Source organism: Spongiivirga sp. MCCC 1A20706, assembly GCF_046524175.1.
Lineage (GTDB): Bacteria > Bacteroidota > Bacteroidia > Flavobacteriales > Flavobacteriaceae > Spongiivirga.
The window spans coordinates 143,820-158,437 of the sequence record NZ_JBEFZF010000008.1; the positions used below are offsets into that span (position 1 = coordinate 143,820).

General features: G+C 35.3%; 13 protein-coding genes. 5 read left to right on the top strand and 8 right to left on the bottom strand.

Annotated features, from left to right (window positions below):
- Positions 1 to 5 precede the first annotated feature (5 nt).
- The 5 genes from recN to ABN763_RS17105 all read right to left on the bottom strand — a co-directional run bounded on the left by recN (position 6) and on the right by ABN763_RS17105 (position 5,048).
- Positions 6 to 1,658: a DNA repair protein RecN gene (gene recN / locus ABN763_RS17085; RefSeq protein ID WP_410486715.1), complete on the bottom strand. Its 1,653-nt coding sequence runs from the start codon at positions 1,656 to 1,658 to the stop codon at positions 6 to 8.
- Positions 1,659 to 1,791: 133 nt separating this feature from the next.
- On the bottom strand, positions 1,792 to 2,682 hold the full coding sequence (locus ABN763_RS17090; RefSeq protein WP_410486716.1) for a DUF4835 family protein: 891 nt from the start codon (positions 2,680 to 2,682) through the stop codon (positions 1,792 to 1,794).
- On the bottom strand, positions 2,675 to 3,886 hold the full coding sequence (gene coaBC / locus ABN763_RS17095; protein ID WP_410486717.1) for a bifunctional phosphopantothenoylcysteine decarboxylase/phosphopantothenate--cysteine ligase CoaBC: 1,212 nt from the start codon (positions 3,884 to 3,886) through the stop codon (positions 2,675 to 2,677). Before coaBC ends, ABN763_RS17090 begins: the two co-directional genes overlap by 8 nt.
- 4 nt (positions 3,887 to 3,890) lie before the next feature.
- Positions 3,891 to 4,214, bottom strand: coding sequence for a DNA-directed RNA polymerase subunit omega (locus ABN763_RS17100; protein ID WP_410486718.1), 324 nt, complete (start codon positions 4,212 to 4,214; stop codon positions 3,891 to 3,893).
- Positions 4,215 to 4,235: 21 nt separating this feature from the next.
- Positions 4,236 to 5,048 (bottom strand): outer membrane protein assembly factor BamD, encoded by an 813-nt coding sequence (locus ABN763_RS17105; RefSeq protein ID WP_410486719.1) that lies wholly within the window; start codon positions 5,046 to 5,048, stop codon positions 4,236 to 4,238.
- 644 nt (positions 5,049 to 5,692) lie between these two features.
- Here ABN763_RS17105 and ABN763_RS17110 point away from each other — a divergent pair.
- Both ABN763_RS17110 and ABN763_RS17115 read left to right on the top strand, forming a co-directional pair.
- Positions 5,693 to 6,577 carry a helix-turn-helix domain-containing protein gene (locus ABN763_RS17110; protein WP_410486720.1) on the top strand — a complete coding sequence of 295 codons (885 nt, stop codon included), beginning with the start codon at positions 5,693 to 5,695 and terminating at the stop codon, positions 6,575 to 6,577.
- A 77-nt stretch (positions 6,578 to 6,654) separates the two neighbouring features.
- Positions 6,655 to 8,772 carry a serine hydrolase gene (locus ABN763_RS17115; protein ID WP_410486721.1) on the top strand — a complete coding sequence of 706 codons (2,118 nt, stop codon included), beginning with the start codon at positions 6,655 to 6,657 and terminating at the stop codon, positions 8,770 to 8,772.
- A gap of 84 nt (positions 8,773 to 8,856) precedes the next feature.
- Here the strand turns inward: ABN763_RS17115 and dapA are convergent, their stop codons facing one another.
- Both dapA and ABN763_RS17125 read right to left on the bottom strand, forming a co-directional pair.
- A complete protein-coding gene (gene dapA / locus ABN763_RS17120; RefSeq protein WP_410486722.1) occupies positions 8,857 to 9,732 on the bottom strand; it encodes a 4-hydroxy-tetrahydrodipicolinate synthase in 876 nt (291 codons plus the stop codon).
- Between the two features lie 4 nt (positions 9,733 to 9,736).
- Positions 9,737 to 10,264 carry a DUF6913 domain-containing protein gene (locus ABN763_RS17125; RefSeq protein WP_410486723.1) on the bottom strand — a complete coding sequence of 176 codons (528 nt, stop codon included), beginning with the start codon at positions 10,262 to 10,264 and terminating at the stop codon, positions 9,737 to 9,739.
- Positions 10,265 to 10,324: 60 nt separating this feature from the next.
- Between ABN763_RS17125 and ABN763_RS17130 the strand changes: the two genes are divergently transcribed.
- The 3 genes from ABN763_RS17130 to ABN763_RS17140 all read left to right on the top strand — a co-directional run bounded on the left by ABN763_RS17130 (position 10,325) and on the right by ABN763_RS17140 (position 12,526).
- Entirely contained in the window at positions 10,325 to 11,083 is a 759-nt protein-coding gene (locus ABN763_RS17130; RefSeq protein ID WP_410486724.1) for a 5'-nucleotidase C-terminal domain-containing protein, read from the top strand.
- Positions 11,080 to 11,994 (top strand): bifunctional metallophosphatase/5'-nucleotidase, encoded by a 915-nt coding sequence (locus ABN763_RS17135; protein WP_410486725.1) that lies wholly within the window; start codon positions 11,080 to 11,082, stop codon positions 11,992 to 11,994. Before ABN763_RS17130 ends, ABN763_RS17135 begins: the two co-directional genes overlap by 4 nt.
- Positions 11,995 to 12,139: 145 nt before the next feature.
- The gene (locus tag ABN763_RS17140; protein ID WP_410486726.1) at positions 12,140 to 12,526 is read left to right on the top strand and encodes a DoxX family membrane protein; all 387 of its coding nucleotides are present in this window, start codon (positions 12,140 to 12,142) and stop codon (positions 12,524 to 12,526) included.
- Positions 12,527 to 12,576: 50 nt separating this feature from the next.
- On the opposite strand, the gene ligA is transcribed toward ABN763_RS17140, so the two are convergent.
- Positions 12,577 to 14,568, bottom strand: a complete 1,992-nt coding sequence (gene ligA / locus ABN763_RS17145; protein ID WP_410486727.1) for an NAD-dependent DNA ligase LigA — start codon at positions 14,566 to 14,568, stop codon at positions 12,577 to 12,579.
- Between the last annotated feature and the right edge of the window lie 50 nt (positions 14,569 to 14,618).

A 14,618-nucleotide genomic window follows, 5' to 3' on the forward strand; every position in this document is an offset into this window, starting at 1 on the left:
TTTTTCTAATTTAATAATTGTTTGGCATGTGCCATCGCTGACGAAGATATATCTTTACCGCCCAGCATCTTAGCGATCTCGATAATACGATCATCGTTATTTAATTTTTTAAGGCTCGTTGTGGTTACCTCATTAATATCTTCTTTAAATACTTTGTAATGACTATTCCCTTTTGCAGCAATTTGAGGCAAATGCGTAATGGTGAATACCTGCATACTTCGACTCATTTGCTGCATGATAGACCCTATTTTATTCGAAACTTCACCCGAAACTCCAGTATCTATCTCATCAAACATAATAGTAGGTAAGCGCATATATTTAGACAAAATTGCTTTTATAGCTAGCATAATCCTGGATAATTCACCACCACTTGCTACCTTTTTAAGCTCTCCGAAATTAGTACCTTTATTGGCTGCAAAATGAAACTGCAAACGTTCCTTTCCGTTGGTGAAAAACGCGTCTGTTAAACTAGTTGTAATATCAAAACGAGCATTGACCATACCCAAATCAGCTAGAATTCCTGTTAATTGATCATTTAATGAAGGAATGGCTTGTTTACGTTTATGATGAATGGTATTTGCAATTTGATTCAATGAGTTTTCCGCTTCAGCAACAGCATTTCTTTTAGCTTCAATTTCTGCTTCAATATTTTGAACAGCGCTGACCTTTTTTTCAAGCGCTTCTTGAATTTCAATAAGATCTTCTATAGCCAACACGCCATGCTTTTTTTGAAGATCGTAAATTGCTTGCAGCTTATCATTTATTTGATTTAATTTTTGCGGATCAGCTTCTAAATTATCATGCGCATCTTCAATAGCAGAAGAAACATCATCAAGCTCGATCATGATACTATGCACCCGTTCTTTTATCGATTGATATTCTGAAGAAAGCTGACTAGCGTGCTCAAGACTATTTCTCAATTGAGCAATACTATTTAGAATTCCTATTTGATCATCATTTAGAACCTGATTAGCCGTAGCTAAATTTAGCTTAATTTCCTCTACATTATTGAGTGTTTCATAGGTTGCTTCCAAGCTTTCCAACTCGCCGCTAACCAAATTGGCTTCGTTCAATTCGTTTAATAAGAACTCGTTATAATCTTGTTCTTTAGATGCGTTTTGCTCGAATTCGATAAGTGCTTCTAAGTCCTTTTGGGCGGCATTATATTTCTTGTAACCTTCTTCGTACCGAATAAGGTCTTCAGCAGTATCAGCCAACGCATCAATTACCTTAAACTGGAATGCGTTTTCCGTTAATTGCAGCGTTTGATGTTGTGAATGTACATCAATTAGATAACTGCCTAAACTTGATAGTACGTGTAAGTTAACGGGGGAATCGTTTACGAATGCCCTCGACTTTCCTGAAGGTAAAATTTCCCGACGAATAATTGTTTCTACTTCATAATCAAGATCATGATCCTCAAAAAAATCACGTAACTGATACCCTTCAATTAAAAAGGAAGCCTCAATAATACACTTTTTGTCTTGATTCTTTAGGGAAGATAGGTCCGCTCGCTTGCCTAAAACCAATGCCAAACCACCCAATAATATTGATTTCCCAGCACCAGTCTCTCCTGTTATAATAATCAACCCATCAGAGAATTGCACTTCTAATGAATCGATTAAAGCATAATTTTTTATGGAAAGTGATGAAAGCAAGTACGTTAAGTTTTAGGCATGATTTCGCCTTATTTAAATAGCAAATATACCGTTTAGCTGGGAATTACAACTTACGTTTTTCGAAATACAATTGATGATTTTTTAGTTTAAAGTCTTGTATCAAATCTTAACACTAAAACTTAATATCTTCCCATTTAGAAGCATAAAATGGGGCAATCTTATTTAAGGTTTCAACAGTTCGGGTAATACTCACCTGAGGACCATCAGAAAAAATCCCTAATATTTCATCGCTCTTGGTGTCAAAAAACAATTGCATTAAGAATGAATTAGGGCGCCGCTTATTCATCAAACTAAGAATATTAAAAGTATTTGATATCTTCACTTTCGCCTTTTTCGGATCTTCATGCATAATATCTAAACCTTGTCGGTGATATTGGTACATTACTTGATGAAATTCTTTAAATGTATTGGACTGCAAATTATCACTTAACCAAAACCTATTGCGACGTCCGTCAGCCTGGTTCCATCCTTTAAAACCGCTTTGCTGTGCTTGATTTAGGATATTTTGAGCAAGGGCATAGTATTGCCTACCGCCATTTGGTGCAAAAGTATCAGCATCCATGCCTAAAACAATATAAACGTAGTAGCTTATTACTGAAACAAGGTTAGACTCAAAATTGTTGGGATTAAATACTAAAGGTTGAAATTCGATATACTGAAATGCAAAATCATTATCCTTGTGAAAGAATATGGGGGTCAAATAAGTTGAATTGTATACAGGTCGTGATACCTGAAGCTGAATGCTTGCCTGAAAATTGCTACTACCGTCAAACTGCGAAAGATTGATTAGCATGTTTGCATTAATTTTCTCCTGTCTGGCAAACTGCTTATTCGTCCATTTCGTTTTATTAACAAAGTCATTTAATGAGCGTTCTAGTGTTTTAAATATTTGTTGATTGGTCTGTCCTATCTTATCAGAATTCACAGTTATCTTGCAATTAAGTTCTTGTGCTGTTGAAAACAGCACCGAAACGCAAAACAATACAAACAAAAATTTACGCATTGGTTTTCTTTAAAATGACATTAAAAATATCAGCCGCTACTTCACTTTTCGATTTCAATTCGTAACGATAGCTATTCAATTCTTTATCAATAATAGTGATTTTATTAGTAGGTTGTTTAAATCCAGCACCCTTATCATTTAATGAATTTAGAACAATCATATCTAAATTCTTACGTTCTAGCTTTCCTTTGGCGTTGCTTTCTTCATTTTCAGTTTCAAGTGCAAAACCCACTAAAAACTGATTCCCTTTAATTTCCCCCAACGATGCTAATATGTCTTTTGTTGGTTCTAACTCGATATTAAGTTGAACATCTTTCTTTTTTAATTTTTGTGTTGCAACATTTTTTGGCCTATAATCAGCTACAGCTGCCGCACAAATAGCGATATCAACTTCATCATACAGTTCGTGGCAAGCCTGATACATCTCTTCGGCACTTGCTACCTTAATAACATTAATCAAAGAATGCACCACACTTTGGTTTGTTGGTCCGGTTACTAAATGAACCTCCGCACCAAGATTTGCAGCCACTTTTGCGAGCTCAAATCCCATTTTACCACTACTATGATTACCTATAAAACGTACAGGGTCTATAGCTTCGTATGTTGGGCCAGCCGTCATTAGTATTTTTTTACCGCGAAGTGGTAGTTTACTCAATATGTCAGCTTCAATGAAAGCCACAATATCTTCAGGTTCAGCCATTCTACCTTGACCGGATAGACCGCTAGCTAATTCGCCGCTTGTTGCGGGAATCATCACATTTCCAAAAGATTGTAATTTGTCAAACGATTCAGCGGTACTAGGGTGCTTGTACATATCAAGATCCATCGCCGGAGCAAAATAAATGGGGCATTTTGCTGATAAATAGGTAGCCAATAAAATATTATCACTTGCACCAGACGCCATTTTGGCAAGTGTATTCGCCGTTGCAGGTGCGATAATAAAAAGGTCGGCCCACAACCCAAGTTCAACATGATTATTCCATACTGCACCTTCGTTTTCCTCATCTGTAAATGAGGAAATAACGGGATTTTTAGAAAGTGTGGAGAGTGTAAGCGGTGTAACAAAATCGGATGCTGTGGGAGTCATAACAACTCTTACCTCAGCACCCGATTTTATAAAAAGCCTTACTAACGAAGCTGTCTTGTATGCGGCTATGCCTGCTGTAACGCCAAGCAATACCTTTTTAGCTCGTAAGACAGACATGTAATTAAGCGTCTTTTTCCGTATTGCGGTGATAAATCTTAGTTTCTAACCACTCCTGTAATGCCAAAGCATGTGGTTTTGGAAGCTTTTCGTAAAACTTAGAAACTTCAATCTGCTCTTTGTTTTCAAAGACCTCTTCTAAACTATCATTATATGTAGCAAACTCTTCTAGCTTTTCGATTAACTCTTTTTTGATTTCAGAGTTTATTTGAATTGCTCTTTTTGCAACAATTGAAATGGCTTCATAAATGTTGTCCGTAGGTTGATCGAACTCGTTACGATTTACGGTAACCGTATTTACTGGTGCATCTGTTTTCTTTAAATCCATATCTGCTATTACTAACTTTTCTTATTCTGTTTCCTGATAGTTAACTAACTCTTCGTCTATATCGGTTATCAACTCATCAGCCTTTTTAATAAACTCCCCTTCAGGTCGAAATTTCTTCAGATCGTTATATGCTTCTTTTGCCTCGGTAAGCCTTGTTTTCTTAAGATATTCAAACGTATTCATTGCACGACGATATGCTGAATCAAACTTCACATATAATGCCTCTTCTTTATATGGCGTACCCGGATGATCGATTATGAAATTGTCAATCGCAGTAATTGATGAGCGATAGTCTCGTATTGTATTATATTGTCTTGCGATCTCAAATGCTTTCTTATCTAACTTTAACCTAAGATTCTTTACCATTTCATTGGCTTCCGGAATCTCTTTCGCACCCGGATAAATATTGATAAAAGCTTGAAGCTTTTCAATTGCCTTATAGGTTTCTGTTTGATCTATACTAAACTTTGGTGATTGCATGTAGTAACTTTTAGCACCTAAAAAAGCTGCTTCTTGTACTTTTTCGCTTTTTGGAAACGATTTGATAAAGCGATCAAACTGGTAGCTCGCTAGGTAGTAATCTTTTGTTTGGTAGTAGCTATTAGCATAAAAGAATACAATACGTTCAGCCTGAGGTTTCCCGCGAAATTTAGGAATAATCTGCTCATACAATCTATTAGCTCTTTTAAAATCACCAGCGTCATAATATTGTTGAGCTAAATCATACTTTACCTTTGTATCTTCAGATTTTAATGCTTTTTGATACTCACTACACGAACCAAGAGCCGCTAAACCAACAATTATTAAAAGAAAATGTACTACTTTTTGAAACATCGTGCAAAATTAGAAAATTATACGGTATTTAAAAGGATTTAATGCATGAAGTTAGCACATACATTATTCCGTTTCCAGGGCCTAAATTAATCGCAAAATCAAAATAGAAACTATATTTAGAAATAGTTTAACGTTATACTAAACATTGTCGACCCATGTTTTATTTGAATAGGAAAATTCAAACTCCATATCACGTTATACGATAATCTTGACCAATCATATCTTGATTAAGTCCAGTTATTAGGAGTAAAATTGTCAAGTATTCTTTATATGTTAGTAACAAACAATTCGAGCACCAAGCGGACTGAAATTATTCTTATTTTTAACTTGAAAAACTTTTACTCATTAATTTTTTAACAGATTTCCCCTTTAGTTTTGGGCAAAAAAGCTCTCTACTTCTCATCTTTTTTTTTCATGGGATGGTTTTTTCGTTTCTTTTATTAAGAAGAGGCCTTATTTACAACCAAAACTCGAGTAAATGGCTCAGTCTTTTGCTATTCTTATGTGCCATGTACATAACTCCGTATATGCTGGGATATGCAAATTGGTACGCAACTAAAACCACACGAGAGATATTATTTTTTGTGCCTTTTATGCAGGTTTTACTGATAGGGCCTGTTGTGTTTTTTTACACCAAAAGTCTATTGAACAATAGGTTTGAATTATCTAAAACTGATTGGTTTCACTTTATTCCTTCTGGCTTATATATGATATATAGCTTGATCATTTTTATTACTGATAAAGTTATTTTAGAAAAGTTCTACTTCTATGCAGATGGTCGCGATAAAGACCTTGCTACTTGGTACCAGGTATTAGGGTTAATATCAATGACCATATATTTAATTGGCAGTTTAATAAACTACCAGAATTATAAGGCATTTGTTTTCAACAATGTCAGTTATGCTGAAACTATTCTATTTAAATGGATAAGAACCTTTATGATTGCCTTTTTAGGAATACTGGTTTTGAGAGTTTTATTTTTCATATTAAATCCTGAATGGGGCGAATTTGGCAGTCAATTCTGGCATTATATCGCTTTCTCCTTAGTGATATTCTATATTTCTTTAAATGGATATGCGAATGCTGTAAAAATGGATTTCATGAATGATGTTAGTGCTGATTCTATTACGTTTGATTCATTAGAAGAAGAGGAAGAAAAACAAGGTTCAGGATCTTCCGTTGAAAAAGATATTGAACTTTGGAAAGAAAAAACACTTCAATTGATACACGGAAAAAGGATTTACCAAAACCCTAAATTAAAACTTTCTGATGTTGCCCAATTACTTGATACAAATACGAAAACTATTTCTACAGTTATTAACTATGGCTTCAAAATGAATTTTAATGACTTCATAAACCACTACAGAATTGAGGCTATAAAGAAGAAGTTAGATACCGGCGAGCAAAATACTACTACACTGTTAGGAATAGCATTTGATTGTGGCTTTAATAGTAAAGCTACCTTCAACCGGGCATTTAAAAAAAGTACTTCGCTTTCACCCAAAGACTATCTTAAAAAAATCTCGTGAAAAATAGGACTCAAATCTTGATTTGAAGCGTTTCATTTAACTATCTGATTCATTTTTGCTTCAAAATAACAATCATCATGAAAAAACTATTCCCTATTTTAATGCTGAGCATTGCAGCCAATCTATCGGCACAAAAACCAGCGATCGCTAAAATAGATTCTATTGTAAAATCAAAAGTATCATCAAACGAACCCGGTTTATTTGTTGGCATCGTTAAAGACGGTGAAATTCTATACGAAAGTTACCAAGGATTGGCCAGTTTGCAACATAAGGTTAAAATTTCTGAAAACTCCAGATCAAACATCGCTTCTACAGCAAAACAGTTTACCGCTTTGATGATTTTGAATTTAGCATTGGAAGAAAAATTAAATTTAGAAGATGATATAAGAAAGTATCTTCCAAAGCTTTATCCAAAAGTGCAAACTAAGATTAAAATCAGGCATCTGTTAAATCATACGAGTGGCATACGAGATTTTTATGACTTGATGAGTATACAACAAGATCCTTGGTGGAGAAAAGAAGGTTTGGATAATAACGATGTCATTGAGCTTCTTCAAAAACAACAGGATTTAGCTTTTACTCCTGGCTCGAGATACATGTATAGTAATTCTGGCTATACCCTACTTACCAAAATTATTAGCGTCGTTTCAGAACAAGATTTTCATAAATACTCTGAGCGCTTTTTTAAAAATATTGGTTTGAAAAATACTTCTTTTCTTAAGAACTACATGTATGTAATTCCTAATCAAGCTTTACCTTATTCTGATTGGGGTGACGGAATTTGGCAGCAATACCCTATGGTTACAAATCTTTATGGAGATGGGTTTTTATTTACAACACTAAAAGATCAACTTAGGTTTGAAAAGTCTCTGCAAAATGCCTTTCACAACAATAATGTGCTGCTAATAAAAAGTCAAGAACCAATACCAAATAGTGAGATTACTACATACGGTTTTGGCCTGGAGCTCGAAAACCGACTAGGTCGTAAAGCTATTCATCATTCAGGTGGTACAGGTTCCTACCACTCTCAGACCGTTAGGTTTCCAAATGAAAAATTAAGTGTATTTGTCATGAGTAACAATAGCAGACTTTGGAGTGGCGCTATTGCAGATGAGATTGCCAAAATACTTCTTCCGGTAAAAGAAATTAAAGACAACTATGATAATCGCATTCGGTCTATTTCTAATAATATTCCAAAATCACAACTTATAGGTCAATATCTTTCTCCTGGAGACTATTTAATTCGAATAGAAGAAAAGGGTGGCAAATTAGTCTGGAGAAACGGCAACAATAATCCAATTGAGCTTCAAGAAAAGCAAAAAAACCTTTATGAAATAGCACAAAATCAAAAACTAAAAGTAGGATTCTTTAAAGATAAAATGATATTGTTTTATCAGAATGGTAAGACCAGAGTCTATAAAAAGATGTTACAGGAGAGTATCACCCTTTCTGATTTGGAGAGTTATGCGGGACAATATTATAGTGAAGAACTCAATGTTGATTTTACAATAAAATACGATAAAAACAAGCTAAGTATTTCACTAAGCGGCTGGGATAATGAACATGAACTTGAGGTTTTAAACCGAAACGAGTTGTTGGTTTTTGATTATATTCTAAAAGTCAAAAGAGACCGGTTTGACCGGGTAGTCGCGATACTTTTAACTACTAATCGAGTATTAAACAATAAATTTTTAAAGAAAACTGAATTGAAATTTCAACCAAAAATTCAAGTCGACCAAGGTTCGATCAATGTCACTACAATTGGTTCAAGAAATGGAGAGTCTTCCCAGATTTTATTAACTAAGAATTATGCCAATGGCAATGAGATTTGGTCTAAACAATTTGGCGGGAAAAGCTATGACAAAGCAAATTCTATTATAGCTACTGAAGACGGATATTTGATCATAGGTTCAACAAGTTCTTATGGAAAAGGTAATTACGACATGTTTGTAGTGAAAACTGATAAAAAAGGAAATAAAGTATGGCAACGTACTTATGGTGATTTTTATAACGAATATGGATACTCTGCAGAGAAAACTACTGCTGGATATTTGATTAAAGGAACTATTCAAAAATGCTCTTCAAACTCTGATATTGTAAATAGAGATTGTACTACAAATGTTTGGTATGTGGCTATTGATAACAATGGTGAAGAATTATCAAATACTATTTTAGAAGAAATCACACCAGAATAGAAATAAGTAGCGGTTTGAAAAATATCAAACCGCTATTTTTTCCAAAAGAAAACACTTGAGAAGTGTTTTCCGTTAAGATTGATACTACAAGTTGTCTACAAAAGCTTCCAGTCTTCTTATTAAATCTTGATTTGCTTTCACTAAGGGCAAACGCACCACATTTTTAATGATCCCTCTATGTGCTAAAATAGATTTAATACCAGCGGGATTTCCATCTTCAAAGATCATCTTGATTCCTTCCATTTGACGATAGTAAAGTTCAAACGCTTCTTTGCTCTTTCCTTCAAGACCAAGCTGAATCATTTTGGAGAACTCAACAGGTGTACCTTGACCCATGACCGAGATCACACCATCACCTCCAGAGAGGGTAAGACTCAACGCCAAATCATCGTCCCCAGATATTACCAAAAAGTCTTTCGGAGCGTCTTTAACCAATTGCATACCCTGCATAATATTGTTCCCAGCTTCTTTTACCCCAATAATATTTGAAAAATCATTCGCTAAACGAACTACAGTTTCCGGTAGCATATTCATTGAGGTGCGTCCAGGTACATTATATAAAATAATTGGCTTAGGAGATGCTAAAGCGATTTGTTCAAAATGACGATACAATCCCTCCTGATTGGGTTTATTATAATAAGGCGAGACTGACAAAACTGCATCAAAATTAGTTAAATCAGTATTCTTAATGGTATCACACACCTGGGCGGTATTGTTCCCTCCAATACCCAAAACCATTGGTAGGCGTTTATTGTTAGCAGTGGTTATGGTGTCTATTACTAATTGTTGTTCAACCTTTGTTAAAGTAGCACCTTCGCCTGTGGTTCCTAATACAACTAGATAATTAACGCCTCCTTTGATCACAAAATTAACTAAATCAATCAGTGCGGCGGTGTCTACAGAAAAATCGTTATTAAACGGGGTAACTAAAGCTACTCCTGTTCCTTTAAATTTGTTCATTGTTTTATATAATCTTTAATATGGTAAGATACTTGAGCAGCTCTGACTCAAATGAATCGTAATTCTTAATGTCGGTTGCAATTACCAAATCATTTAAGCGCTTATCAATTCCTTCAAAACCAACTCGAAATGCTGCTTTGCTTTGAGCCGCCACTATTTGCGGTGCCAAATGATCTGCATTATCAAAGTAATTGATTAACAAATCCATAGGTGTTTCAGTGAAATGCTGTAAAGCAAAATGTTTTAAACGACCTCCCCAACCAATATCGGAATCAGAAAACATAGTCTTATTAAAATTGCCATGAGATTTAGGATCTGAGTGATAACAGATAAGGTTTAAATTGAAGTTAGGAAGATCAATCGAGTTTGCGAGATTTGAAAAAGCGTCAAAATCTGTGAACGATTCAGCATCAACAATACATCCTACCTTATGAATTCCATTTGATTCATAAGAAGGTTTCGCATCGTACTTAGATAATGCTCTATTCAAAAAATTTTGACTAGTCTTTTTCTTTAGTGCCTGTAAAAACATGTATCTTTAAGGTGTGCTGCAAATGTATATAAAAAGCCCGTTTATTTACAAAATCAAATTATGAAAATACAACAAATTGTTTTATTTGTAACTTTTTGTTTTCTGTCTGGATGTAAAAACACATCAACTGAACTCACAACCATCCAAGCCAAACAAATTCCCATTAATAATAGTATTAAAAACGATCTAATCGTTGACAGTATTATTCAACCTTACCGAATCCATGTAAAAAAAGAACTCAATAGTGTGCTAAGCTATAATGTTCGAGATATGCATAAGAACGATGGTGTTTATGAAAGTACCATTGGTAATTTTATGGCTGATTTGTTGTTAGAAAGATCGAATGCTGTATTTGAAAAGAGGGAAGGAAAGAAAGTCGATGTTTTTTTAATGAATCACGGAGGTATACGCTCTGCTCTGGGAGAAGGTACTATCCCTCTTAAAGCGATGTATGATGTAATGCCCTTTGACAACACCATTGTTGTGGTTGAACTCACTACTCAAAAATTACAGCAAATGCTCAATTATTTAAGCAAAGCTAAGCGCGCCCACCCCATTGCGGGTATGACACTTAAAATTGATAAGAATGAGAATATCGTTGAGACTACTATAGGTGGAAAGACGATCAACAAAAATAAAAATTACCTAATTGCCACTTCAAACTTTCTATACCAAGGCGGTGACAATATGCATTTTTTGGCTAATCCGGTAAATTATTATGAGCTTGATTATAAAATAAGAAATGCAATGATTGATTATTTAAAAAAGATAGACACCATTGATGTTTCATTGGATAATCGCTTTATTCAAATACGATGAAAAGAAGACAATTCATAGCCAATACGGCCGGAGGAGCCGCATATTTAGCAGTTGGAAGCGGATTATTGCAATCTTGTAATCTTGCTTCTAAAAAACACATTACCATTCTACACACGAATGATACCCATAGTCATATTGATGCGATTGAGGCTTCACACCCTAGACATGCCAATGCCGGTGGAGTTGCAAGAAGAGCACAATTGGTTGAAAAAATACGACAAGAAAATGTCAATACCTTACTGTTAGATGCCGGTGACATTTTTCAAGGCACTGCGTATTTTAATTTTTATGGAGGTGAATTAGAATTCAAGTTAATGAGCCATCTTAAATATGATGCAGCCACTCTTGGCAATCACGATTTTGATAATGGGATTGACGGTTTATACGCGCAGTTACCACATGCCAAATTCGATTTTTTAATTGCGAACTATGATTTTACCAACACTGTAATGAATTCGCACACCAAACCCTATAAAGTATACATTAAAGATGGAATACGAATAGGCATATTCGGATTAGGCATAGAATTAAACGGACTCGTAACGCAAAAAATGTATAAGGAAACAAAATTTCTTGACCCTATTGAAGTTGCTACCGATATGTCACGTATTCTAAAAGAAGAGGAGCACTGTGATCTTATAATTTGCTTGTCACATTTGGGGTATGAATATCGAAACAATCCTAATATGCCTTCAGATCTAACCGTAGCGGCTGCGACAAAAAACATCGATTTGATTATTGGTGGCCACACCCACACTTTTCTAGAAAAACCAACCATAGTCGACAATCTAGAAGGTAAAAAAGTACTTGTCAATCAAGTTGGTTGCTGGGGAATTAATTTAGGTCGAGTTGATTTTTATTTCGACTCCCATAAGAATAGCTCTGCAGAAGGGACTTCGATAATTGTATAAAACCTACCTTAATTGGTATTTTAAAGAACAATGTGCAATTAGCTTCAACTTTGCTCTGATTAAAATTGAGATTAATTAGTAAGGAAATTCATTATTATTAGTCTAAGCATTTGTTAATCAACATAACTCAACTAATACAACCATAATGAAAAAAATTCTTCCTTTAGCTTTGCGCATCATTGTTGCGATCATTTTAATACAAACTCTTCGATTTAAATTTACTGCTCATCCAGATAGCGTATACATTTTTACAAAGGTTGGACTCGAACCAATTGGTAGAATAGGTATTGGAGTTGTCGAATTAATTGCGGGTATTTTATTGCTAATCCCAAAAACAGTTTGGATGGGTGCCTCACTTACCGTTGGTGTTATTGCAGGTGCCATTTTTATGCATTTAACGAAACTGGGGGTTGAAATTAATGGTGACAGTGGGGTATTGTTTTATACAGCGATCGCAACGTTTCTGCTTGCCTTAACGATATTATGGATGTATAGGAAACAAATTCCGATTCTGGGAAGTAAAATAAGCTAGCTAATGGTTAGCTGGCATGCTGATAGAATAAGTCAGTGAGCTCGATAAACTTAAATCATTGCTAAAAAATCATCTTCAGAAATTAAGGGTACTCCTAAGTTTTCTGCCTTTGTTTTCTTACTTGGTCCCATTTTGTCTCCGGCAACTACATAAGTTGTCTTTGAAGAAATCGACGAACCCACTTTACCCCCATTATCCTCAATCAATTTTTTGAGTTCATTGCGGGATACTTTTTCAAAAACTCCTGATACTACAAAAGTCTTTCCTACCAAAATATCGGATTGATTCTGCAGGACCTCATCTGAAATTTTTAGTTGGACACCATATTCCTCTAAACGTTGAACCAACATTTGATTTTTTTCATTAGAAAAGAAGTCGACTACACTTTCGGCAATTCTACCCCCTATTTCGTCAACACTAATAAGATCTTCTTCCGGCGCTGCAGCTAAGTTTTCAATACTTTTATAGTGCTTGGCTAATTTTTTGGCAACAGTCTCGCCAACATATCGAATTCCCAAAGCAAAAAGCACTCGCTCAAAAGGGATTTCTTTTGATTTTTCGACACCTGACACCAAATTCTCGGCGGATTTTTCCGCCATACGCTCTAGTGGCATCACCTGTTCTTTAGTGAGCGTATATAAATCAGCATAGTTGCCAATTAAGTTTTCTTTTACCAGAAGGGCTACGGTTTCTCCTCCTAAACCTTCTATGTCCATTGCTTTACGTGAAATAAAGTGTTGAATACGACCAATTATTTGAGGAGGGCACCCCATCTCATTCGGGCAATAATGCTGTGCCTCCCCTTCTTTTCTAATTAGAATGGTTTCACACTCTGGACAGGTACTTCTGTACACGGTTGCAGTAGAATTTTCAGGTCGTTTACTTAAATCGACTTCAATCACCTTAGGAATGATTTCTCCTCCTTTTTCAACAAAAACGGTATCACCTTCTCGAATATCCAACTTCGCAATCTGATCAGCATTGTGTAAACTTGCACGCTTCACTGTGGTACCTCCCAATAAAACCGGCTGTAAATTAGCTACTGGAGTAATAGCTCCTGTTCTTCCTACCTGGTAACTTATCTCATTTAACACCGTACTTACACGCTCTGCCTTGAACTTATATGCCATTGCCCAACGCGGTGCTTTGGCCGTATAACCTAGCTCTTCTTGTTGGTACAAACCATTAACTTTAATTACTACTCCGTCTATTTCGTAAGGTAAATCATGACGATGCACATCCCAATAGGCTACAAATTCTAAAACCTCATCAATACTATTCGCCAGTTTGGCTACTTCAGGCACTTTAAAACCCCATTGACGCGCCTTATCCAGGCTTTCAAACTGGGTTTCTACACCTAAGTTATTACCGGTTAAATTATATAACAAACATTCTAAAGGGCGTTTAGCGACCTCGCTACTATCTTGCAATTTCAAACTTCCAGAAGCCGTATTACGAGGATTCATATAAGGATCTTCTCCGTTTTCAATGCGCTCTTCATTCATTTTTGCAAATCCGTCTAAGGGCAAAATGATCTCCCCTCTTATATCAAATTTCTGTGGAAAATTACCTTTTAATTTTAAAGGCACTGACTTAATGGTTCTGATATTTGTGGTTACATTATCTCCTTGAAATCCATCACCTCTTGTAACTGCTTTCACTAAAACTCCATTTTCATAGGTTAGACTTATTGAAGCACCGTCATATTTTAACTCACAAGTATATTGTACTTCTCCGTCAACCAGCTTTTTGATGCGCTTTTCCCAATCTTCAAGATCTTCTTTAGAATATGAATTATCAAGTGAGTACATTCGATGTTCGTGCTTGATCGTTTCAAAATTCTTGGTTACCGCCCCACCCACTCTTAAGGTTGGTGAATTCGGATCGTAATACTCAGGATGTTTTGCTTCAAGCTCTTGAAGTTTTTTTAAAAGCAAATCAAACTCGTAATCACTTATGGTTGGTTTATCTAGTACGTAATAATTGTGGTTATGCTGCCTTAAATCTTCCCGCAGTTGGTTAATTTGTTGTTCGGTATTCATATATTAATGTCACTAAATAAAACTTTGAAAAATGGCTAAAAAAAGCTTTT